This is a genomic window from Chloracidobacterium sp. (genome assembly GCA_016715795.1).
In the GTDB taxonomy this organism is placed as follows: Bacteria; Acidobacteriota; Blastocatellia; order Pyrinomonadales; family Pyrinomonadaceae; genus OLB17.
The window spans coordinates 603,024-627,346 of sequence record JADJXP010000002.1 but is presented as its reverse complement, the minus strand read 5'-3'; the positions used below and the strand labels follow the sequence as shown (position 1 = coordinate 627,346).

Sequence of the window (24,323 nt, the reverse complement as noted above, 5' to 3'; positions counted from 1 at the left end):
AACATTACCTAGACCTGCCTATGCAGCTTGAGATCATTGCCGGCCTGCTCCTGCTGTTGCTAATGATATTTCTGGCGACCGTGGATATGGCTTTCTCGCATATCTCTGACGTGGGGCTGAGACGTATCTCGTCTGACGAAGAGTTCGCCGGGAAGAAGAGGTCCGTCAGCTTTCTGCGCGAGATACTCGACAACCGGCCACGGTTTCGGTTTGCCATCTCGTCGGCTATTCAGGTGCTGCTGATCGGGTTTACGGTGCTGGTGACCTTGGTTCTCGCGGAGCGGATCACGGTGAAATGGGAGCTTCTCGTCACGGCATTTGGCGGCACCTTGGTTGCAACGGTTGTGCTGCGACAGATCGTCCCGCGCGTTCTCGTTATCAACGATCCTGAACGCAAGCTGCTCTTTCTGCTTCCGGCGATACGGCCGCTGTATTGGCTGGTCTCACTCTTTATCGATCCCGTAATGAGCCGCCGCGAACGCACGCGGCAAAAGCTTGAGGCAACGATAGCCCCTGACGGGCCCGAAGATGCGGACGAGGATAACGACGACGATCTTCAGGCGTTGATGGAGGTCGGCGAGGCCGAAGGGATCCTGGAAGAGGACGAACGCGAGTTGATCGAGACGGTGCTCGAATTCGGCGACACCCTCACGGGCGAGATCATGACGCCGCGGACGAACATGATCGGCATTGCTGCCGGAACGCTGATAAAAGATGTCCGCGACGTGATGATCGAGGAAAAATACTCTCGGCTCCCGATCTATCGTGACAGCATCGACAACATCGAGGGAATGGTCTATGTCCGCGACCTGCTGGCCGCGCTTGCGACCGGCCGCAAAGAGGAACCTGTCGAGTCGATCAAGCGCGAGGCTTTCTTTGTGCCGGAGACAAAAACCGCCGCCGACCTGCTCAGAGCGATGCAGCAGAACCACGTCCAGATCGCCATCGTCATCGACGAATACGGCGGCGTCGCAGGCCTTGTCACGCTCGAGGACATACTCGAGGAGATCGTCGGTGAGATCGAAGATGAGGACATCAGCAAGGAGGAGATCGTTGAGCTTGAATTGCGTGATGACGGTTCGTGTGAATTGCCCGGAGCAACGGAGATAGATGAGATCGAGGATCTATTCGATCTGAAGCTCGAGGGCGAAGATTATACGACCGTCGCCGGCCTGGTCGTAAAAGAGGCGGGCTACGTCCCAGCGGTCGGCGAAAAGCTGGAGTTAAAGGGCCTGTCCGTTGAGATCCTGGAGGCTGACGAGAAGCGGGTCACGCGACTCAGATTGGAGCGGACGGCTGACCAAGGCGAAACGACTGATGAATAGCACAGGCAGATGTCTGCTATGATAGTTACAAAAAGCAACTGGAGGTAATGGCTATGGCTATAAGACTAGGCGACGAGGCACCGGATTTTGCGGCTGAGACGACGCAGGGAACGATCAATTTTCACGAATGGCTGGGTGACAGTTGGGGCGTGCTATTCTCACACCCTAAGGACTATACACCGGTCTGTACGACGGAGTTGGGCATGGCAGCGAAGCTCAAGCCCGAATTCGATAAACGCAACGTAAAGGTCATGGGCCTCAGTGTCGATCCGCTCGATTCGCATCTCGGGTGGGAGAAGGACATCGAGGAGACTCAGGGGCAGGCGGTCAATTTTCCCATGATCGCGGACAGTGACCGCAAGGTATCGGATCTCTACGACATGATCCATCCGAACGCGAGCGACACACTGACGGTCCGTTCGGTCTATGTGATCGGCCCGGACAAGAAGGTCAAGCTGATGATCACATATCCCGCTTCGACAGGGAGGAATTTTGACGAGATACTCCGCGTGATCGACTCGCTCCAGCTAACGGCCGACTATAGTGTCGCTACGCCGGTGAACTGGCGCGATGGGCAGGACTGCATCATCGTGCCGTCGATCTCGGATGAGGAGGCCCGCGAGAAGTTCCCGGCCGGCTGGCAGGCATTGAAGCCTTACCTGCGCGTTACGCCGCAGCCGAACAAGGTCGATCGCAGCGATTCCACGGCGGCATGAGACTTCAGGCAAGCGTCGGCGAAGAGTGCCAGGAGATCGAGATCACTCGTGACGGTCGCGATTGCCGGACCGTGGTTGATGGGCGCGAATATTTGCTAGACGTTTCGCAGCCCGAGCCGGGCGTCTATCTGATCAAGAATGGCAATACCGTTCATGAAGCATCGGTAACGGCTGAGGACGGCGGAACGTTCAATGTGCGGCTTCGCGGGCACGAACACGCCGTAACCATCGTGGACCCGAAACGGCTTCGGGGCGGCGGAACGGGCGCTGCCGACACATCGGGTAAGGTCGAAATAAGGACCGCGATGCCGGGCAAGGTAGTTCGCCTTCATGTTTCTGTCGGAGACACCGTCGAAAAAGGCGATGCCGTTATGGTCGTCGAGGCGATGAAGATGCAGAACGAGATGAAGGCCGCGAAGTCCGGCACCATTGTCGACATCCGCGTTGCCGAGGACGATACGGTCGGCGCGGGCGATGTGTTGGTTGTGATCGAGTAGCCAGAACCGCCTAGTGACCGGGCGGCCAGATCTTTGACAATTTATCAAGCATCGGTGAGCGATGAGCGCTCACTTAAACGACCGCGGCAAACTCAACAGGTTGGCAAACAGCCGATACGCTCCCGGCACTCCGGCGGGCAGTTGACGGAACATCGAAAGGCTGCAATAGACATAGTTGCCTTTGCCCAGTTTTGCGATGGCAAGGCCGCCTGAGTTCTCGGGCTCGCCGACGTCGTGCGATTCGATCAGGCCGGTGTAGTCGGCCGGAAGCTGAGCGAAATTGTACAGATTCCGCTCCTGCACCCAGCCAACGAAGTCGCTTGCTCCGATCTTATTTGGAAGGTTGAAAACCGCGTGTTCGGGCACGAGAATTTTCATTGCGGCATTCTCATCCGTGACGCGCGGGCCCATCTGGACGGGGAATGGCGTGAGGTTCTGCTGAGCGTAACCCGGCAGTTGATACTGCACGATCAGCGTTCCGCCATTGCGAGCGTAATCGAGCAGGCGCTGATTATTCGCGACCACGTCAGGCCGCACCTGGTATGCACGAATACCGATAACGACGGTGTCGAATTTAGAAAGATCGCCGTTCGCTAGTTCACTCTCCGAGATCATCTCAACCGAAAAGCCCATCTGCCTGATTGCTTCGAGTACGCGGTCGCCGCTGCCGGTGACGTAGCCGACCTTGCTAGGCGCGGTCTTTAGGTCGATAACCTTCGCATCGACGACCGCCCGGCGATAAAAACGGTGCGTCTGGATGTGCGGATAGGCGACGGTTCGCATCGTCGATGATGCCAACGCTTCGCCGATCATCGCCTGGCCCAAGATCTGATAACTGCCCGGACGCACGCGCGCCGGGATCGTCACGTCAAACGCTATCGCCGCCTTCTCGCCCGTGCGTTTTAGCTCAAAGGTCTTTGAGGAGGCCGAGTATTGCCAATGCACCGGCATATTGAAATTGAGCGAAACATGGCCGCTCACCGGCTGTCTTGAATGGTTCGTAACGGTCATTACGATCTGCTTCGTCTGCGGCTTGTCCGACGACGCCACGATCATCAGCGGCTGGCCCATCTCAACGGAAACCCGCGGCACCACATCGACATTTCGCCGTATCTCGCCGCGGATGTCATCGGCGAAGCGAAACTCGACCGGTCGACTGACCGAGATCTCTGTGCCCATCACATCGATCGTGGTCGTGACCAGCATCTCCGACGCCTGGATCGGCAGCGTGTGTGATGCGGCGTCTTGCGTCCACGCGAACATATCGCCGGTGCGTTCATCGGCCAGCCAGTAGGGCCGTGTCGACGGCCAGTCGGTCGGAGGTGTTACGCGGAAGAATGCGCTCGCCACGCCGACCTCACGTGTTACGAATGCTGCCGATTGCGTCTTTGGCGCCTCAGCATTCTCGACCAGCCAACGCGACGGAGCATGGACGGCGATAAGCTTCACCTTGGCCAATTCCGGATGCGGCGAATACGCCTTTGTTCCCACGAGTACCGACTCGCCGGGCACGACGGTCTCAGCGTCGGCCAACGCATCGACCTGAACGCCGGATGCAATGACGATCGCATCGGCAAGCTGTTTGAGTTTGGCATCGATCAGCAGCCGAGCGGTTTCGGACCGCATCAGCATGGCCTGGTTCTCAAGCATCGTATATGCCCGGAGGAGATTCGGCACCACTTTGTCAGTCGAGCGAATGTCGAGCTCGCGTTGAGCGGCTGCTAGCTCAGATTGATAGTCAGCAAGAGCCTCGGCCGATATCGGCAGGTGGTCAGCGGCACCGCTTACGGTCGTGTCGATACCCTCGAAAATGTCGGTCTCTTTCGCATCGCTGCCGACGAGGTTCAGCCCGGAAAACTGATCGCCCCGAAGCTCCAACACACCTTGCTCTTGCGACTTATGCTGGCTGCGTGCCTCCATTGCGATCTCGAAATATGAACGGCCCAGCAACGGATCGTAGCGGCCAGTGTTCACTCTGAGTTTCGGTTCGCCGGTCGCCCTGAAGCCGTGACGAACGTACATCTTCTGCACCTGCCACGCTCGCCCGGCTTCAACGCACTGCGACGCATCGTTAGCGGCTTTTACTGCCAGCGGAGCGATATAGCCCGCGAATTGATGCTGCCCGTGACCGTCCGCCGGAGTGCCTGTGAACTGCGCGACAACAACGAGCGGGCGAAACGTGCGGATCACTCGGACCGCATCACAGAGGATGGCCTTTTCGTCCCACTTACCTTTGGCCTCGTCGAGCGTCTTTGAGAATCCGTAATCGTATGCCCGTGTGAAATACTGCTCAGCGCCATCGAGCCGTCGGGCCTGGAGCAGTTCCTCGGTCCTGATCAAACCTAACGCCTCGCCAAGCTCCGGGCCGATGATATTCTGCCCGCCGTCGCCGCGAGTGAGCGAGAGATACGCCGTCCGAGCGTTCTCGCCGCGAGCGAGATAAGAGAGCAAGGCGGTGTCTTCGTCGTCAGGGTGGGCTCCGATCATCAGTGCACTGGCGTTCGTGTTTAGCCGCTTGAGCATCTGAACGAGTCCGACAGCCCCGCGATCATAAACCGGACGCACCTGGGCACGTGTAGCTAACCGCAGAGGTGCAGAGATACAGAAGAAAGCAAATATTACCGTAAGGAGATTTCTGAACTTAATCATACAGACAACCAGATCTAACCACTTTGCGCCTGCGCGTCTGTGCGGTTTACATCATCGCCAACTGTCAAGCTGATCAGATAACCCGCGATCACAGTCACAAGACAGCCAATGACGTTGAACCATAGGAATTCAATGCTCGTATACACACTTGCGACCCAAACCGACGACATGCCGAAGAGCAGTCCAAAGAACGCCCCGCGTGCCCGCGCTCGTCGGACGGCAAAGGCCAAAACGAATACGCCAAGCAGCGAACCGTAAAAGAATGAGCCGAATTTGTTCACGACCTCGATCAGTGAACCGAGATTCGTTGCAAAGACCGCAACTACACACGCGAATATGCCCCAAACAAAGGTGCTGAGCCGCCCGACCCCGACATAGTGAGCATCCGTCGCCTCAGGACGGTATAGACGTCTGTAGAAATCGATCGTAGTCGCCGTGGCGAGCGCATTCAACTCAGCCGAGATCGACGACATCGCGGCGGCAAAGATCGCCGCGATCAGAAGCCCAATGACGCCGATTGGCATATGATCGAGCACAAAGGTCGGAAAGACATAGTTGATGTCGTTAAAGGATGGACTACTTGTCGCTTTGACGAACGCGATAGCCTCTTTTCGAGTATCGTTGAACTGCTTGTCCGCCGACGTGTATCTCTCTCGCGACGTCATTTCGGTCGAGTCAAAATCGATCGCAGCGGCTTTTCTGGCGGCATGCGCCGCCGCGTATCGTGATTCGATATCGCGAAACTGCTGACTCTGTTGCGCAGCCATGATCTCTGGACGATTGAATATCACAGGCGGCGCGGTGAACTGGTAAAAGACAAAGACCATAATGCCGATGAGCAGGATCCCGAATTGCATCGGTATCTTTAGGAATGCGCTCATCAGGAGCGACGTGCGTCCTTCGTCAACTGATCTTGCCGTCAGGAACCTCTGGACTTGGCTCTGATCCGCTCCAAAGTAGCCGAGCATCAGGAAGAGCCCGCCGATCAGGCCGGACCAAAGAGTATATTTCTCCTTAAGATCAAAGGTCGTATCGACCATACTAAGTTTGCCTAAACTACCCGCCAGACGTAAGCCATCGCCGAGAGTAACGCCGGGCGGAAAGCTCATCAAAATGACAACGAAGCAGGCACCGAGGCCGACAAAGATCACTACCATCTGCTTAACGTCCGTCCATGTTACGGCCTGGACGCCGCCAAAGACCGTATAGATCGTCGTGCTCATTCCGATCGCAAAGATCGTCGCTATTAGGTTCCATTCGAATACTATCGACAGCACGATCGACGGCGCAGATATGATCGTTCCCACGCCTAGGCCGCGAGAGATGAGAAAAAAGAAACTGGTCAACGAACGAACCCTAACGTCAAAACGCTTTTCAAGATATTCGTATGCGGTAAAGACATTCGCTCGATGGAAGAACGGTACCGCGGTCACGCAGAGGATGATCATCGCGAACGGCAGGCCATAATAGAACTGTATGAAACGCATCCCATCCGAGAACGCCTGGCCCGTCGTCCCAACCAGAGTGATAGCCGAAAGCTGGGTCGCCATTACCGACAGTCCTACGGCCCACCACGGCAGTGATCGATGAGCAAGAAAGTAACCCTCTTTAGTCCTGCTGTGCTTGGTCATTCGGACGCCGTCCCAAATTACGTAGGCAAGATAAGCGACGACGATGACCCAGTCGAGTGTTCTCATCGGCTGAAGCAATATGAAAATGCCCACAGCCCCGCGATGACAACAGCGGTCGTGATCACGACGGCGACGTAAACGCGATTCCAGAAACTAGCCGGCTTTTCAATTGGTGTTCGTTCGGTGTCAATATTCATTTAGGTCCTGTGAAACCCACGCTCTATGTCCTTCATCGACAATCGCAAGATGACCGGCCGCCCGTGCGGACACGTCGTAGGCGACGTACTCAATAACAATCGGTCGATGAGCCAGCTCATCTTTTCGGGCGTAAGTTTCATGTTTATCTTCACGGCAGCCTTACACGCTAGGCTGGCAGCTATGTCATCACGCAAAGTCGATTTGGGTGCTCCTTTCTTCTCAGCCTCTATCGTATCGAGGATCTCAGCGAATAGATTCCTTGCCTCGGACGCTGGGAGGTCGGTCGGTATACTCTTGATCGCAACAGTCCGTCCCGAGAGGCGCATTAGGCCGAATCCGAGTCCCGCTAGGTCGTCTTCAATCAGTGCAAAAGCCTCTGACTGGGCCGGCGTAAGGTCGAGCGTTTCGGGTAGTAAGAGATTCTGTGACTCCGGCTCGCGGTCCGTCTCACTAAGGCGGTATTTGTCGAAAAGGATGCGCTCGTGAGCGACGTGCTGATCAATAAGCAACAGTCCCTCGTCGTCGACTGCGACAATAAAACTCTCCTGAAGCTGGCCAAGCGGCTGTATCTTCGCCGTCGAAACGCTTCCAACCTCGACACTCTTTGCAAACCTCGCAGCCGAATCCACCGGCGGCAGTTCAGCGTACGCCGACGCGTTCATTCGCTCGCCAGGCACAGCAAGCTCCTCGACGGCAGGATTGTGCTGATCGAACCGCATCTCGACCGTCCCGGCGGCAGCGACACCCTCACTCGTGCCTGCAGTTGCAACCGCTACCATCTCATCAGACGGGTTTGAGATCTCGCACTCAACCGGAACAGAAAATGCGATGACTGGTTGCTCGACGATCTCGATGTTCTCGATCCGTTCGACGGTTTCGGATTTCTCAGGCTGGACGAAGCGCTCGGGAGTCGTCTCCGCGATAATTCCCTCGCGTGTCAGCGCAGTTCTTACGGCCTCGGCGATCACGTCCTTCACGGCCTCGCCGCGGCGAAAGCGGACTTCGGTCTTGGCGGGGTGCACGTTGACGTCGATCTCCTCCAGCGGCATTTCGAGGAAGAGAAACGCGACAGGATACACGCCGTGGGGCAGGACGCTGCGAAAGCCCTCGGCGAGACCACCGGCAATGGTCTTATCGCGAACAAACCGGTTGTTGACAAAGAAATATTGCGAATCGCGTGTCGTTCGACGCTCGCGAGGAGCCGAGATAAAGCCAGTGATCTTTGCGACATATTCGCGGCCGCCGTCCACGGGCAGCAAACTGTCGAGCAGGCCCGAGCCAAACACCTGGAAAGCGCGTTCGCGCAGGTGCTTCGCCGGCGATGTCCGCAGGACCTCGCGACCATTATTGGTCAGTGTGAACGCGATCTCAGGGTGCGCAAGGGCATAGTGCGTGACGATGTTGGTGAGGTGGTAGTTCTCCGTCGCCTCGGATCGCATGAATTTACGGCGAGCCGGCGTGTTGAAGAAAAGGTCGCGGACAGCGATCGTCGTCCCGCCGTCGCGGGCGGCATCCCTAACGTCGATCAACCGCCCGCCCTCCACGATGACCTGAGTGGCGATCTCATCCGATGCGGTCTTCGTCAGCAATTCAACCTTTGCGACCGAGGCGATCGATGCCAAGGCCTCACCGCGAAAACCCAGAGTGCCAATGCGGCTAAGATCGTCGAGCGTGCGTATCTTGGACGTCGCGTGCCGCTCGAACGCAAGAACTGCATCGTCGCGCGACATTCCCTCGCCATCGTCCGTGATCCGCATTAGACGTCGGCCGCCGAGTTCGATCTCGATCGAGAGTCGTGTCGAACCGGCGTCGATGGCATTCTCGACAAGCTCCTTCACCACTGATGCAGGCCGCTCCACCACCTCGCCGGCGGCGATCTGATTCGCGAGATTGTCGGGCAGCACTCTGATCTTGTTCATACTACAGCTTGATAATACGGTGGCCGTCATCGTTGAGATCGATTGCCGTATAGAGCCAATCCAAGAAACCCGGGCCGAACTTATTTAGATAGACGAGTACGTTAAGACTACGTTCCTGCAATGCTCCATTTGGGAGTAAATTCGCGAAGAGGCTGTCGATCCGTCTGATCGCGGTCTCATCACGCTGAACAGCCGAGAATAGAGCTTTTTGTCTCAGCACTCCGATGTGGAAGATGATCTTCCGACGCCGCGTCGCAAGATTTGCCGCCAAGGACGGATCGCTATCTGACAACAGGCGATCAAGGCGATTCAACTGCGTATTTACGATCTCCTCGACGTCCGCGAACGTCACAGCAGAGTCGCCCCCATGGATCCGTTCGGCCGTCTTGAGGGAAATCACCTGTCTCCCCTCAAAAAGGTCTGTGAAGCTAAATTCAAGCTTATCGAATGCCCGCGTATGCCTCGGTTCGACCACAGTGAAACTCTGCCGATGCCTGATCGGTGTCACCGGTCGTCCGAGGGTTTCGTAAACCGCACCATTCTGTGCAAAATATGCAACCTCGGCGACACCGCCAAAATAGCCGATGCTCGGCAGAAGATAATCCTGGACTACCGGGCGCAACATCACGCCGGGGCTGAGTCTGGCCGGACTTGTATCCGCGATTGCGGCAAGGTCGGCCCGGGTAAACTCCGTTCCGTCGAGCTTGGCGCGAAAAAGATCTGGACCGATCTTTCTCAATGCACTACGACGACCGGCGTCGTCATGCCAAAAAAGTGGGACGTAATCGTCCTCGATCAAGACCTGTGCATGAAACCCTCTCGATTCTATCTCCAACGTGCGTTTACGGATTGCCGTGACAACGCCATCCGACCGCTCAATTGCCTGACGATATAGGGGGGCAGCCAGTCGTTTTAGATCGTCGTTCAACGGATCGATGATGACGAGGCCGTGTGGCTCAAAGAGCCGGTCCAGCAGCGATGCGAACGCCTGGCCAAAGGTGGCTCCTTCACGATACGACCGTTCGACCAGATCCCTCGCCGAATTCGAAAATTCTGTCTGCGGCAGCAAGTGGAAGATCTCTTCGATCACTTGCGATATCCCGCTATCGAGGACCGCAGAACCGACCGGCATTTCGTCAACGTATGAAACGGGCCGATACTCAACTGTGCCGGCCTTATCAAGGGTGTCAATGACATTGACCGTCGACACCTCGTCAAAATCGTGATCCTCGTTGGCTACCCAGAATACCGGCACCGCCTTGATCCCCTGGGCGTTCAGATACTCGGCATAGCGGACGGCAGAGAGAGCCTTATAAATGGTATAGAGTGGTCCCGAAAACAGCCCAGCCTGCTGGCCGGTGACCACGGCCACGGTGTCGGCGTTGCGAAGCAACTCGATATTGGCAAGGGTCGCAGGCCCTGCATCTGCGACAGTGTTAACGTCCGTGAGAGCGTTAGCAAGCGCAGATCGATCGGTCTCGTAGCGTTCAAGTACTTCTCTGGAATACGCCTTCGGATCGGTGAGGGCAAGTTGGCGATTTGGATAGAGATCGCTGACTTTTCCAGGCGCTTCGATGAATGTGAGAAAGAGCCTCGTCTGTCCGGGAACAGATGCGAACGGCAAGCTGGCCACCTCCATTTTGGCCTGTGTCTGTCCTGCTGCGAGGGCGGTCTCTTGCTTCAATTCGTCCGGCTCCTTTGTTTAACCAAATTATAGAAGCCCGTAGCAACTTACACCAAATCACAACGGAAAACGGCCGCTAGAATGGCGGCCGCGATCAGAGCTCAGAAATGCCAATAGCTAGTTTCCCGATGCCGTTGTGGTTAGCCGATCTATCCGATAAACACCTGACGAATGGGAGCCAGCGAAGATCCGGTTAGGGTCTTTTGGATCGAAAGCCATCGACCAGACGCGTCGGCTCGGCAGCTTCATCTCCTTTGAATCGACACGCTTCCAACGCATACCGGCATCGGTCGAAACATAAACGCCACCGTCTCCGTCAAGAGCGCTGGAAAGCAAGATCTCGTCAGGATTATTCGGATTGATAAGTATGCTCGTAAAATTACCCAGCGTGAGATTTCCTCCACGCCGCATCCACGTCGCACCGGCATCACGGCTTATGTAAAACGTCTGCGTCGTCCCGACGTAAATATAGTCCGGGCGGGTTGGGTCAGACGTTATCGAGCTAACGGGTATATTGTCGACAGCTCCTGACGTCTTCGCCCACGTCTTGCCGTGGTCACGGGAAACGACAACGCCGGAGGTGGCCGTGCCGGCCCAGATTGTCGCGGGCCGCGACGGCGAAACATGAATGGCAAATATGTTCTCATTAATGCCAAGACCCAAACTCAGCTTTTCCCAACCCTTGGCGAGGTCACGGCTGCGATAAAGCCCCTTGTCGGTGCCCGCGAGAAGCCCGCCGCCCGGGATGATCTCAAGGACCTTGATCTTCTCGGTTATCGCAGGCAGCATCGGGGGCACGATCGCAGATGGACTTGAGGGCTGCACTCTAGCTGTTACCGCGCCGGTCCGTTTGACAGGACGTTTCGGTGTTGCCTTCCTGACCGGTGTCTTTCGTGTCGATCGTGCAGCAACGACCTGCACCCAGGAAAGCCCACGATCCGCCGAACGAAAGAGGCCGACATTCGTACCCAGATACATTTGATTCGGATCCTTCGGATCCTGCCGGAGCACAAAAGCGCGTACGCGGTTCACATCAAGATTTCGGGCCTGCTGCCAGTTTCGGCCTCCATCAGGACTAATGAAAAAGAAACCGCCGCCTGTCGCTGTATTATGCGTGGCGGCATAGAGCCGATTCGGCTGTTCGATATCAGGCGTCACTGAGTATGTAAAACGACTCGTAAAGCCGTCATTCGTCTGCAGGAAATTGCGGCCGCCATCGTTCGACACCATCACGCCGTAGTTATTCGTGCCGATAAAGACCCGGTTTGGCTCACCTGGGTGGATGGCAATCGAGTTGATCTCGAGATTGCGCTGTGTGGTCAGCGACCAGGTCTTGCCGCCGTTTGTCGTCATCCAGAAACCCTCGGTTGTTCCTGCATATATTGTGCCCGCGATGGTCGGATGCTGAACGATATCTCTCGTTCGACGCGACTGTGAGGGGATGCCCTGGATCTTGGACCATTTTTCACCCCCGTTTATCGACTCGTAAATGCCACTGCACGCGGACGCAATGACGTGTTCCGGGTTCCTGGAGTTTAGCGTGATCGCAAAAACATCAGAATCATCGATCATCCCATTCTTGATCAGACGCCAGTTCTTACCCGAATCGACCGTCTTGTAGGCACGCCACCACGTGCCAGCGTACATGGTGCTGGTATTGCGCGGATCCATCGCGAGTGAGTCGATATTGACCGGCATCGTTCCTGACGATATCTTCTCAAAGTCCTCACCTGAGTCGCGTGAGATCCAAACGCCATTGATCGTGCCAACAAGAATTACCTTAGGGTCGAGCGGCGACTGAGTCATTGCATGAATGGATTCATTTTGAAGGTCCTTTGACTCCTTCCAGGTTGCCCCGCCATCTGTCGAGCGAAAGAAACCGCCTGCCATCTTATGCCGGTGACCCGAGGCGTATATCTTCTGCGAATCACTTGAATCCACGAACAATTGATCAAGCACGAGTTCAGGTTCATTCAGATTTACAAGTAGATGCCAAGAACGGCCGCCGTCAGATGATGTATGTATCTGTCCGTCCAGCGTGCTGATGTAGAGGCGATCCTTATTACGGGGATCGATCGCGACCACCCGAACATCGCCGCCACTCGGGCCGACAACCTGCCACTGGCCAAATCCACCTGGCGTTGCGGAGATGTCCGGCACATCCACGCCCACGACATGGCCCGGAACCGCAAGTAGCAGGAGTAGAAGGAGACTTAGGACTCTGGATAGCCGAAACTGTAACAGCATAGAATTCGATTCCCTTTTATTACTAAGGCAAGACGGTCGAATCACGGAACTCGCCGACGCACGTTTGATGATTGAGGAGTGGTTCTGGGTTCGCACCCTTATCAAGCCAATACTACAAAAGTTCGCACAAGAATGGAAGAAAAATGGCCGGAACTGTGTACAGCCCCGGCCATCGGTATTAATGTTCGCATCCCAAGGGATGACGAAGCTCATTACGGATTCGGCCTGTCAGCTCCGGCCGGAACAACGTAGAACTTGGTCTGTTCGCCCGTTCCGTTGTCAGGGCCGTCAATGAAGGTAAAGCGGCTCGGATCATACTTGAGGAAGTTTATCGCCTTCATGATCTGATTGCGACGCTTCTTGATCTGGGCCGTCGTTCCATAGTTGATGACGTAGCCCTGGGCCGACGGATTCGCATTCAACTGAACATAGAAGTTCTGAACACGAGCCTTAACATCATCATCAGGAGCCTTACCAAAGTCATCGACCGGGATCGCCGTCGGCTTGGTATCGACCGACCCCGTTTCACTGGCGGTGGTCGTACAATTACAATTCGGATCGACACCGCCGATCTCTACCGTAGCCGTGACATTGCTGCCCGCCATCGCTTCGGTAGTCCGGACCGTGATGCTCGAGGTACCTTGGCCAGACTCGATCGTACCGGCCGAGACAGTCCAGTTGTACGTGACATCACCGCTCGATGATGCCGTGAAGGTCATCGTGTCGCCAGGCTTCGTAACCGATGCAGGGCCGCTGATCGTCAATGTCGGACACGAGCAGATCACTTCGCAATCCTGACACTCCTCAACGCGGATCGTCTTTGTATCAGTCTTTCCGCAAACTCCGCAGCCATCGTCAACGCCGGTCGTTATCGTATATGTGCCGGGCTGTGCCGAGCTGAGGTCCCACTGGACGTTAGCACCTGTGCCGACAATACGTCCGCCTGAGACCGTGTAGTTGTAGGTCAACACGTCATTCTCAGGGTCGCTTGCCCGCGTAGCAACGCTGACGGTGCGGTTGTCGTTGCATGATCCCGACTTCGACCGACGTCCCGGAGGGCACGGAAGCGTTATGACCGTGTCGCTAAGATCAACCGAATCAACCGACGGAGCACGGTTAAGAACTTCACTCTTACGGTCATCGCGGCGGCCGATCCAAAACTGCGCGACATATCCGTGAGGATCGAGCGAGGTCTGGAATCCCGGCGGCGGGCCCGAGAACCGGTTGACGATCGTTACAGGTGTACAATTGGGCTGGGTGCCGGAGCACGGCAATGCGATCGATGTCGCAAACGAGGTATCATCGAAGCTAGCCATGTCCTGCTGGTTAAAGTTGTACCGATATCCGAAGCCGAAGCCCCACCATCGACGTGGATACGCCCTAAAGCCCAAGAGGAGGTCCATCGGATGACGCTCGAGGGCGTTCGGTGTGCGGCCGCCAACATATCGCATAGCTCTGAACTCAGCGATCGGCTGGAAGTGCTTATTGACCGGAAAATCAATACCGATCGATCCCGACAGTTCATCCGGCCGATCGAGCATTACATACTCAGAACCGCCAAAGGTCCCCTTGGACTTTGTCGTATATGTGTAGCCGACGTTTGCTGACATATTGACCCATGAGGCCAGCCGAGCGTCCGCAAACAGCACCGCTCCAATGTCACCCTGATTGGCTCCCGGACCGGCACCACGCTGCATCATGTTGAAACCGGCTGGATCGTTGGCCTTATCCCAATACCAGCGATAGAAGCCGACCAGGCCATAGCCAATCGCCTCATCCGGATCGTTGAAACGCCACTTGAACCCGAAATCAACCGAATTAAAGGCTGACGTCCCCCATCTGCGGTTGATGAATGGTGCATCGGCGATATAGGTTGGAGCTACTGTGAAGCCGACCGGCCCTTCTCCCATCGGGGCTCCTGTTGGACTCAGCAAAGTCGTAGTTGAGAAGACGATGCCAGGAAGGATTCCACCAAATGGAGAGCCAATACCGTAGAAATTATCCGCCGCTCCGCCAGACGAGCCGACTCCAAGCAATGCGTTCGTCCCTGCAGGAAATCCGAACAGCGGCCCCGAATAGAAAGGGTGCTGGAGGCCGTAGGTTCCCGCATTCGCGTTAATGTATGGAAAATTGGCATACGGCATGCCGGTGGGCCGGAAAATCGTCGCTCCATTGTATGGACCGGCTGCAGGGCCATTCGGGCCCATCACGATAGCCGGCGGGCTACGGAAGGCTCCGTTTATGAACAACGTCGAATTGGGCAGGTAGAATCCCGAAAGGTTCCTGGGTGCGTTCACCTTGACCCCGCGATACGCTTCCGTACCAAAAAACAGCTCGAAGCGGTCCGCTATCCCAACCTGGAAGCTCACCGGAACTGATGTGATATCCACATCCCCCGGATCGCGGTCATAGTTGCTGACACCCAAGCTCAGCGTGAACTCACCCTTCCGGAGAGTTTTGCCGTCATAAACCGTGAACAGGCCGGTCGGCCCGCCGACCGCTCCGGCCGTACCGACCGTAGAGGTCGTATTACGGTTGTCCTTTTCCGACATCTGGGCCGGCACAATAAGTGCCAACGCCAACAACATTAGGCTTATCACATACGCCCTTTTCGCGAGTTTCATCACATTCCTCCGCCGAAATAGAAATTTGTTCTCAATACACAATGCCCGGTAACTAAAGCGTGCATCCCTTTCGTATAATGACGGCACACTATCCTAAGCACTGCCAAGCGGCCCATCAATCACGACACGGCCAGAATAAGGCAAATTCGATACTTACGCTAAGTTTATATAGGAGTATTCTCCGAAAGTCAATGTTTCCTTACAAAAACTTTCATACTCCCGCAACAACGACGTTACCCCAAACAAAGACCAAAAGCAAGATACAGAAGTCGCTAGGCTCATGATTCTTTATGCATAGATCCCGCGCATTCGCGTATCGTACGCCACTCTATCGATAGCCAGCATATACGCGGCCGTACGAGAGTCTACCTCATGTTTCTCAGAATAATGGACAAGTTCATTAAAGCTCGCGACCATCTTGTCCTCCAAACGCGAGTTGACCTCGGCCTCGGACCAGAAGTAGCCAATTCGATCCTGGACCCACTCGAAATATGAAACCGTAACGCCGCCCGCATTCGCCAGAATATCAGGGACTACGAACACACCGTTATCGTGAAGGATCTTGTCGGCCCTCGGTGTAGTCGGGCCATTAGCTCCTTCGGCAAGGATCTTACAGCGGATCCGGCCAGCATTCTCGGACGTTATCTGATTTTCCGTTGCACAGGGTGCGAGGACATCGCACTCGAGTTCGAGCAGTTCCTTATTATCTACGATATCCGCTTCAGGATAACCCTCGAACGACTTGTTCCTCTGCAGATACTGCAGGGCGCTTGGGATGTCAATACCATTCGTGTTGACGATCCCGCCATGAACGTCCGCGATCGCTATGATCTTATAGCCCGTATTGTGCATCAATTCGGCACCGATGCCACCGACATTCCCAGAGCCCTGAACAACTACTCTTGTCTTTTCCGGTGTGAGATTAAATCGCTTGATAGCCTCATTGACGGTTATCAACACTCCGCGTCCTGTGGCCTCGCGCCGACCCAAACTGCCGCCGAGAGCGACTGGCTTACCTGTGACGATCGCATTGACGGTGTGACGGCTGTGCATGGAGTAGGTGTCCATGATCCAAGCCATTGTCTGCTCGTTTGTATTCATGTCCGGGGCGGGCACGTCCTTGTCCGGGCCAATAAAATCAATAAGCTCCGCGGTGTAGCGTCGTGTTAGACGCTCGAGTTCGCCGATCGACATTTGTTTGGGGTCGCAAATGATCCCGCCCTTGCCGCCGCCGAAGGGCACATTGACGACAGCGCATTTCCAAGTCATCCAAGCCGAAAGCGCCTTGACCTCGTCGAGTGACACGTCCGGAGCGTAGCGAATGCCGCCCTTTGCGGGGCCGCGGGCAAAGTTGTGCTGAACGCGAAAGCCCTCGAAAACCTGGATATGTCCCGTGTCCATTCGCACGGGAATATACACCTTCAATTCCCGGCTTGGGACGCGCATAACGGCATATAGATCTTCTTCCAGGTTCAATAATTTTGCGGCGCGATCAAAGCGTTCGCTCATTGCCTCAAACGGATTTTTCTCATCGCTGCCGCGGAATCGCCGCATTTCATCGGCCATCGGGTTTGCCATCTCTGTAAAGTTTCTCCAAGTCCTCGTTAATGTATCGTGGATGCGATCATAGTCTCGCTTCGTATGCTACCAACACAATGCGACAACCACGCATCTGAACTCTTTCAGCGTGCGGTCGAGCTTCGTTTGATTGTGCGAGTGATGCGGTCATTCCCGGATGGAAATTTGAGATATTGGTCGCTTCCAATGCCAAAATCTTAACTTACGAGAGCGAGATAAGGCAAACCTCCAGTGCTGAAAGGCTTCGCATGTGGAATTGCGAATGATACGATGAGAATCTACGGTAAGAATTAATGAGTTGGAGTCGTAGTTTGATTGCGTTCATGCCGGTTGTGATAGCGCTTGCGGCAAGTACGGCTACAATTCGGGCGCAAAGCGAGCCGGGAGACAATGACGACCCCGTAGCGGTCTTCAATGCGGGCCAAGAACAGCACGAGAAAGGCAACCTTGTCGAGGCGATAAAGCTATACGAAAAGGCGATCTCGATAGTTACCGATTTCCCCGAGGCCGAGTATCAACGGGGAGCGGCGTTTCTCAGCCTAGGCAGGACGGACGAGGCTGAACGAGCGTTCCGCCGTGCGCTCGATCTCAGGCCCGAGTGGACGCTGGCGATGACCAGCCTCGGCTCACTGCTCGTACAAAAGACACCAACCGAGGCCGAGCCGTTGCTCGAAAAGGTCGTCAAGGCCGAGCCTCAGAACTCGCTCGCCATGGCTGCATTGATAGAGCTTCGCCTATACGCAAAAGCCCCGAAAACTGTCCTTTACGACCTGCTCGCAAAGGTCACGGCTCTAACGACCGGTAAGGCCAACCCGACTGCGGCCCTCTGGACGGCCCGGGCTGCACTCGAATCGGCCCTCGGCCTGATGAAGGACGCCCGTGCGAGTCTCGCAAACGCTCTGGTAATAGACACAGGCAACCGGACCGTATTGCTGCAGGCGGCCGAGGTGGCGCTGGCGGACGGTGATCCCGTCAGGGCAAAGGCCCTTGTCGATCGACTAAGGCCACTAGCCGGAACGGCGGACCAGGTCAAGTATCTCGAGGCGGCCATTCTCGCCTATGAGGGCAAGGTCGAAGATGCTCTTGCCGCCCTGTCGGTAATCGCGGAACCGACACCCGCGGCCAAAGAGCTTCGCGAACGGCTGCGAGCAAAGACGGCATCACCGACAGAACTGGAGAAACTCCTCGATGCCGATCCAGGCAATGCCGACATCGCAGGGCGCCTGTGTTGGGCCTATCGCCGCAATGAACCGGCAAAGGCCCTAGAATACTGCCGCAGGGCGAACGCGGCCGAGCCAGAGAATATCGATCACGCAATCGGCTACGCTGCGGCGCTCGTTCAGGCAAAGCAATATGACACGGCGGTGAATCTGCTCAGACGCATCCTAAAGATAGCACCTGAGCACGCGACGCTGCATGCAAACCTCGCGGCGGCACTGTTCCAGCTAAAGCGTTACGCTGAGGCAAAGGCAGAATTCGACTGGCTGACGCGGACCAGGCCAACTGAGCCCATGGCGTATTTCTTCCTGGCTATTTCGCACGATCAACTTGGCGAATATATCGACGCACTGGCAAACTACCAGCGTTTCTTGCGTTTCGCTGAACCGGAACGCGATAAGCTGGACATCGAAAAAGTAAACTTGCGGCTTCCGCAACTCGAAAAACTGGCAAGAAAGAAATGAACCACGGAGTCGGGGCAACGGCGATAGATATTCGAAGGCGATGGCCGCTCGGTTTCTCGGCCATGGCTTTCGTGTTATTCGCTGTCCTTTTCTTAATGTTCATTCCCGCATCGGCCCAGGACGGGCCGGACGATGTGGCCCCGCCGCCGCTCAAGGTGTTTTCGAAAAAAGAACGTGATCGGCTTCGTGCCGAGCTCGACCTCAAGGATCGGACAAAACTTGCCCTTGAAATGATGGACACACGACTGGCGAACAGCGAAAGGTTCAACGACAATGGCGATCCTGCGCGGATGTACACCGAGCTTGGCGGCTTTCATGCTCTGATGGATCATGTGATCGAACATCTCGACCGGCTTGACCCAAGCCGGGGCCGCGTGCTCGACAGCTATAAGCGATTCGAGATAGGGCTTCGCAAGTATACGCCGCGTCTTGAGATCCTTAGGCGCGAAGTCCCGTTGAGATACGAGCCTTATATCGAAAAACTCCTCAATTATGTCAGAGACGCGAGGGCTCGTGCCCTGGACCCGATGTTTGCCGAAACGGTGATTGAGGATAACGATCCTAAGCCGAGACAGGACCGTCCATGAAAACTCCGATCATACTCATTATCTCAGCCGCCGTGTTCGCGTGTATTACGGCACGGGGTGCACTCGCCCAGCGTGATTATTTTACGGCGGAAGAGATCGAGATGATCCGCGATACGCAGCAGCTCGATAATCGCACGATGCTGCTCACAAAGATCATCGACCGACGGTTTACCGCTCTGAACAATAACGTCGGCGGCGAACCGATCTCGCCAAAGGAGGTCGAAAAATGGGGTACGCTGCCAAGCTCTTCGAGGCGCGACCTGCTCTGGGACATTCGCCGCATCCTCGAAAAAGCGATCGCCGACATCGACAATCTCGCCGAGCGGCCGAAGTCGATGGTCATCGATCCGGATAACAAGAAGCCCAAGAAATTCGACGACGTTTTTCCTAATGCGGTCCGCATTCTGGCGAAGGCGGCCGGACGCTATCAGATTGCACTCAAGACGGAACTCGACAAGGCAACCGAACCCGCCGAGAGTGGATCGATCCTCGCCTCGCTCGAAATGTGCGCCGAGATCATCGCCGCTCAGGCAAAACTGCCCAGCCTTAGTAAGAATTGAGACGCGACCGTCTGGTCGACAGGGTTTTCTTCTTGTTGGCTCCATAGTTCACGTCCCTGTGTTGCATGCCGTATGACCAAAAGAAAAACGGCATGACCCGCGCTGCATAAAAACGGACCGTTTTTACGTCCGTGGAACGCCTTTTTTGAGAGGTCAGATATTTCACACTTGACACGTTCTAGATTCTGTGATATCATGACAAAATGACACAACGACATTGGCTGATCTCGGCCGCTGACAAGCCTAAGGGGCGTTGGGCTGCGATGTATGCCACCATGAACACCGAGGGACACATCTTTGTCACCAGCCACACATTTCGGCAACTCGGCCAACCGTCCGCGGTCATCGTGATGTGGGACAGGCTAACTTCCACTATCGGCTTGCGGCCGGCAGAACGCGGCATTAAGGGATCGTATCCGTTTCTCAGCAGGAGCGGCCATGGAGGCCGCGTCGTTCGGATCTACAGCTTTATGCAGGAGTTCGGTTTTCGGCTCAGCGAAACGGTCCGCTTCACCGACGCTCACATCGATGACGAAGGGATACTGATACTTGACCTCAGAAAGGTCACCTCGGCCGCGAAGCCAAAACGTCCGCGAAAACCGGAGACGGACCCAGGCCCGGCTCTTACTTCTTAGTAAATGAACGCCGCCGGGATCGGCTTATCGTCGCTGAGGCCGAATTGCTGGACCATCACGCCCGCGGATGAGCGCATTATCCACCAGTTGCCATCTGAGGGGCGGAAAATTCCTATGTCAGCGCGGCCGTCGCCGTCGTAGTCAGCCGGGACGGGGAGGTCGGTGACGCTTCCCCAGACGAACATGTAGAAGCCGGGCGTGCCGCTTGTCAAGACGTACCAAACGCCTTGTGAAGGCCGATAAACCGCGAGGTCAGTGCGACCGTCGCCGTCATAATCGGCGGGTACAAGTTTGTCACCGGCTTCGCCCCACTTATAACCGCTCGCTGCACCGGTCGATGTCCGGCGAACGAACCACGAACCCGTTGAAGGCCGAAAGACAGCAATGTCCGAGCGTCCATCGCCGTCGTAATCACCTGTCGCTGGCATGTCGTCGGTCTGGCCAAAATGCACGCGGCCAACATCAGCGAAACGCGAGCGGGCATACCACCAGTCGCCAGTGGACGGGCGGAATATTGCGATATCCGCCTTGGCATCTCCGTCGATATCGAGCGGGGTGGGAACGTCTTCGGACAGGCCGAACACATTGACACGCATTGTCGAATTTGCGCTATTGAAGATATACCACCGGCCGTCGGATGAGCGGTAGACTGCGTAATCGGTCTTGCGGTCGCCGTCGTAATCCGCAGGGACAAGGGTGTCGGACGCCACTCCCCACTGGCGGACGGACTGGCCCTGAACGTACCAGTTCCCTTCAGACGGCCGGAATGTGGAGATATCCGCACGCCCATCGCCGTCAAAGTCTGCTGAAGTGGGCGACACGGCCACAAGCTGGACATCATTACCGTCGCCGCCGCGATACGTGAACCTGAACTGTCGCCCGCCGACCATCAGAAACGTTCCCTCGGGATAATCTGTAAAGCTACCGGCGATCTGCGCTATGCCAGCGACAGATATCATTGGGCTGAATGGGTCGGACGTGCAAGCCCCGAAATTCAACGTCAATTGAGCTTGCGTGAGTATTGGAGGGTTGACCACCGCCACCGCGAGATTGCAGGTAGTAACCGATAGCCGACCGCTCTTGCTGACCTCTAACGCACCGGCAAATATAACCGACCCAGCGAACTCAGAGTTGGCACCTGTCACCTTTAGGGCTGACGTGGCAATGTTAAAGCCTGCCAGCGTCCCTCCGTTTATGGTGAAGGGCCCGCTGGCATTGATGAGCGGTGAGCTAATCAAAAGTTGGCCGCCGTTTACGGTGAGAGAGGCGACGGGTGAGCCAAAGAACAAACTAGAGTTGCCGGGGCCGTTCTTCACGATAACACCGCCGAAACTGCCATTGAGCGTAAGTCCAACCGAGCCCGGGCCGTCGATCGTCACATTCGCGCTCGGACTGAATACCGTTATGGTCACACTGGACCCAGTGCCCGCAAAGATCGTTCCGGATATCCGCCAGAGGTTTGAGAACTGTTGGGTCCCGGAATTGGCTGTGATAGATAGCGTGCCGCCGTTACCTGAGATCGCGTAGTTACCGCCCTGAAATGTCATGCTGTGAAAGAAATCCATCGAGGTCATCGGGAGGTCGTTGAAGCCCGTGAACTGCTGTGACGACGCGGGAAATATCAGGTCGTCACTAATTGCCGCCGGCGCGTTCTCAGCCCAGTTCGCGGCAGTCGAGAACCGGTTATCCGACCCCGCGCCTGTCCAGGTCCGCGTCGCGGCGCCGGCAGGAGTGATCGACACAATAAAAAAAAGAAGCAGGAAGAGAGAGTTCAATTTCATGAAACACCGTCAATCAGGTCAAGGCACAAATACGCCCGGGATAGGTCGATCTTCGTTCGTGCCGAATTGCTGGACCATCACGCCCGCGGTTGAGCGCATTATCCACCAGTTGCCATCTGAGGGGCGGAAAATTCCTATGTCAGCGCGGCCGTCGCCGTCGTAGTCAGCGGGCACGGGTTGATCGGTGGCGATGCCCCAGTTGACGATGCTAGGTGACTGCGTGGAGCTAAGGAACAAGTACCAATTTCCTTCGGACGGCCGAAAGACCGCGACATCAGCCTTGCCGTCGCCGTCGTAATCCGCAGGCACCGGCCTGTCGCTCGCGAGCCCCCACTGCGTATTCCTAATGGAAATGGGATGGCAATTGTAGGCATAGCAATGGCTCCACAGGCCGGTTGAAGGACGAAAGATCCCGACGTCGATACGACCGTCGCCATCGTAATCGGCCGCAACGGGAAGATCGCCCGGCAGGCCGTACTGCACGCTTTTGATCGAGCTAGACCATGAACTCCGTTTTATCCACCAGACGCCATCGGCGGGCCGATAAACAGCGGGATCGGTTCGGCCGTCGCCGTCAAAATCCAGCGGAATGGGAATGTCATTCTCAAGTCCGAACGGGACAGTCATCGATGTGCCATCAAGTGAGCGCAGTATGTACCATATTCCTTCAGCGGGCCTATAGACGGCGAGGTCCATCCGTTCGTCTCCGTCGTAATCACCCGGCACGGGTTTATCAGTCGTGCGACCCCATTGAGTGGCGCGATTTCCGCCGGACGGTTGTAAATACCATGTGCCGTCCGAGGGCCTGAAGATCGAGATATCCGCCCTGCTATCGCGATCCAGATCGAACCCAATCCCGCGCACAGGCCGGATGACAACCATGAAGGATTCATACTTGATCTTGAAACGCCGCCCGCCCGCTGGGAAAACTGTCCCATCCGGATAACCCACAAAAGTGCCTGAGATACTATTCCCATTATCAAAAATTATGGGATTCAGTTCGAAGCCGCAATCCGAGAACTGCGGATTTAGGTAGGCGTCACGCAGTACTACATGGTTGCCAGAAAACCCCGAAAAGCAACTCTTTAGCGTCAACTTGGCACCATCGCTTATCTCGAGATTTCCCGTTGCCCTGATGCTAAAACCGGTGAGTTCAGCATTCGGGCCTGTGATCATGGCGGAGGTCAGATCATAGTTGGCATAACTCTCAAGCGTGCCGCCAGTCACCAGTAACGGCCCACTAACCAGAAAACTTGGACTGTCTATGACCCGAACACGGCCCGACTCGACAGTTACGGCGAAACCGCCGTTGGAATCGCCGAGGTCAAGGTCGACTTGACCGGAGCCTCGCTTCCCCATACGGCCACCAAACCCGCCCTTCACCCTTAATAACGCAAAGCCTCCGCCGTCAAGCGTAAAATCGGAACCGAAGCCGGACACAGTGGCCGTCAAAGCAGTTCCGTCCGCTACTGTTGCGGGGCCGAAAAGCGTCCATGAACCCGGTCCGAGATTATGAGTGCCGGAGTTGACGGTCAGGGCAAGGGTTTTTGAACCACCTCCGGTGCATGCATAGCTATTCCCCGAAAAGGTGACACTGTTAAATGACACGCTCCCGAGGTCGTTCAGAAAGAAATACTGATTGGCGAAGGACGGGAAAATGATGTCGTCGCCCGTGATCGGCGCAATGCCCTGGATCCAGTTCTCAGGTGTCGACAGCCTATTGTCCGCACCATTGCCGATCCACGTTCGTGTTGCGCCTTGCGCAGTGGTAACCGAAAGGAAAGTTACGAGCAGGAAAAGAGGGAGCAGTTTCATGGGTGACGCTCCGGTTTCTAAAAACTCACCGACAGTATACTCCTGTTCTCGTTTTGCGCAAGCGTCAATTCAGAACCGGTCGCGGTAGCGACCGGATTCCCGCAGGTCGAGTACTAATACAAGATCGATGACGACCGCGACGTATATTTGTTCGACGCTCGTTTCGCCTAAACTCGAAAGAATCCGGTCGCTACC

The 24,323-nt window shown here is 56.0% G+C and carries 16 protein-coding genes; 7 read left to right on the top strand and 9 right to left on the bottom strand.

The window, feature by feature from the left end:
* Positions 1-20: 20 nt before the first annotated feature.
* Genes IPM59_07880 through IPM59_07870 form a run of 3 tightly spaced genes read left to right on the top strand, consistent with a single transcriptional unit; the run spans position 21 to position 2,538 of the window.
* Positions 21-1,325 carry an HlyC/CorC family transporter gene (locus tag IPM59_07880; GenBank protein MBK9215506.1) on the top strand — a complete coding sequence of 435 codons (1,305 nt, stop codon included), beginning with the start codon at positions 21-23 and terminating at the stop codon, positions 1,323-1,325.
* Positions 1,326-1,378: 53 nt separating this feature from the next.
* On the top strand, positions 1,379-2,041 hold the full coding sequence (locus tag IPM59_07875) for a peroxiredoxin (GenBank protein ID MBK9215505.1): 663 nt from the start codon (positions 1,379-1,381) through the stop codon (positions 2,039-2,041).
* Positions 2,038-2,538 (top strand): biotin/lipoyl-binding protein, encoded by a 501-nt coding sequence (locus tag IPM59_07870; GenBank protein ID MBK9215504.1) that lies wholly within the window; start codon positions 2,038-2,040, stop codon positions 2,536-2,538. The genes IPM59_07875 and IPM59_07870 overlap by 4 nt, the downstream gene beginning before the upstream one ends.
* A gap of 69 nt (positions 2,539-2,607) precedes the next feature.
* Here IPM59_07870 and IPM59_07865 read toward each other — a convergent pair whose 3' ends face one another.
* The 7 genes from IPM59_07865 to IPM59_07835 form a co-directional block, all read right to left on the bottom strand.
* Complete coding sequence (locus IPM59_07865) at positions 2,608-5,187, bottom strand: PIG-L family deacetylase (protein MBK9215503.1); 2,580 nt, start codon at positions 5,185-5,187, stop codon at positions 2,608-2,610.
* 14 nt (positions 5,188-5,201) lie between these two features.
* Positions 5,202-6,884, bottom strand: a complete 1,683-nt coding sequence (locus tag IPM59_07860) for a sodium:solute symporter (GenBank protein ID MBK9215502.1) — start codon at positions 6,882-6,884, stop codon at positions 5,202-5,204.
* Positions 6,885-7,015: 131 nt separating this feature from the next.
* Entirely contained in the window at positions 7,016-8,935 is a 1,920-nt protein-coding gene (mutL, locus tag IPM59_07855; protein ID MBK9215501.1) for a DNA mismatch repair endonuclease MutL, read from the bottom strand.
* A 1-nt stretch (position 8,936) separates the two neighbouring features.
* Entirely contained in the window at positions 8,937-10,619 is a 1,683-nt protein-coding gene (gene bshC, locus IPM59_07850; GenBank protein MBK9215500.1) for a bacillithiol biosynthesis cysteine-adding enzyme BshC, read from the bottom strand.
* A gap of 117 nt (positions 10,620-10,736) precedes the next feature.
* Positions 10,737-12,866: a hypothetical protein gene (locus tag IPM59_07845; GenBank protein MBK9215499.1), complete on the bottom strand. Its 2,130-nt coding sequence runs from the start codon at positions 12,864-12,866 to the stop codon at positions 10,737-10,739.
* Positions 12,867-13,078: 212 nt separating this feature from the next.
* Complete coding sequence (locus tag IPM59_07840) at positions 13,079-15,490, bottom strand: PKD domain-containing protein (protein ID MBK9215498.1); 2,412 nt, start codon at positions 15,488-15,490, stop codon at positions 13,079-13,081.
* Between the two features lie 288 nt (positions 15,491-15,778).
* A complete protein-coding gene (locus tag IPM59_07835; protein MBK9215497.1) occupies positions 15,779-17,068 on the bottom strand; it encodes a Glu/Leu/Phe/Val dehydrogenase in 1,290 nt (429 codons plus the stop codon).
* Positions 17,069-17,361: 293 nt separating this feature from the next.
* Between IPM59_07835 and IPM59_07830 the strand changes: the two genes are divergently transcribed.
* From IPM59_07830 to IPM59_07815, 4 genes are all read left to right on the top strand, one after another.
* Positions 17,362-18,750: a tetratricopeptide repeat protein gene (locus tag IPM59_07830; protein MBK9215496.1), complete on the top strand. Its 1,389-nt coding sequence runs from the start codon at positions 17,362-17,364 to the stop codon at positions 18,748-18,750.
* Positions 18,747-19,337 (top strand): hypothetical protein, encoded by a 591-nt coding sequence (locus IPM59_07825; GenBank protein ID MBK9215495.1) that lies wholly within the window; start codon positions 18,747-18,749, stop codon positions 19,335-19,337. The genes IPM59_07830 and IPM59_07825 overlap by 4 nt, the downstream gene beginning before the upstream one ends.
* Positions 19,334-19,897 (top strand): hypothetical protein, encoded by a 564-nt coding sequence (locus IPM59_07820; GenBank protein ID MBK9215494.1) that lies wholly within the window; start codon positions 19,334-19,336, stop codon positions 19,895-19,897. The genes IPM59_07825 and IPM59_07820 overlap by 4 nt, the downstream gene beginning before the upstream one ends.
* A 203-nt stretch (positions 19,898-20,100) precedes the next feature.
* Positions 20,101-20,532 (top strand): hypothetical protein, encoded by a 432-nt coding sequence (locus IPM59_07815; protein MBK9215493.1) that lies wholly within the window; start codon positions 20,101-20,103, stop codon positions 20,530-20,532.
* Here IPM59_07815 and IPM59_07810 read toward each other — a convergent pair.
* Both IPM59_07810 and IPM59_07805 read right to left on the bottom strand, forming a co-directional pair.
* Positions 20,529-22,274, bottom strand: a complete 1,746-nt coding sequence (locus IPM59_07810; GenBank protein MBK9215492.1) for a VCBS repeat-containing protein — start codon at positions 22,272-22,274, stop codon at positions 20,529-20,531. The genes IPM59_07815 and IPM59_07810 overlap by 4 nt on opposite strands.
* 57 nt (positions 22,275-22,331) lie before the next feature.
* Positions 22,332-24,128: a VCBS repeat-containing protein gene (locus tag IPM59_07805; GenBank protein MBK9215491.1), complete on the bottom strand. Its 1,797-nt coding sequence runs from the start codon at positions 24,126-24,128 to the stop codon at positions 22,332-22,334.
* Positions 24,129-24,323 lie beyond the last annotated feature (195 nt).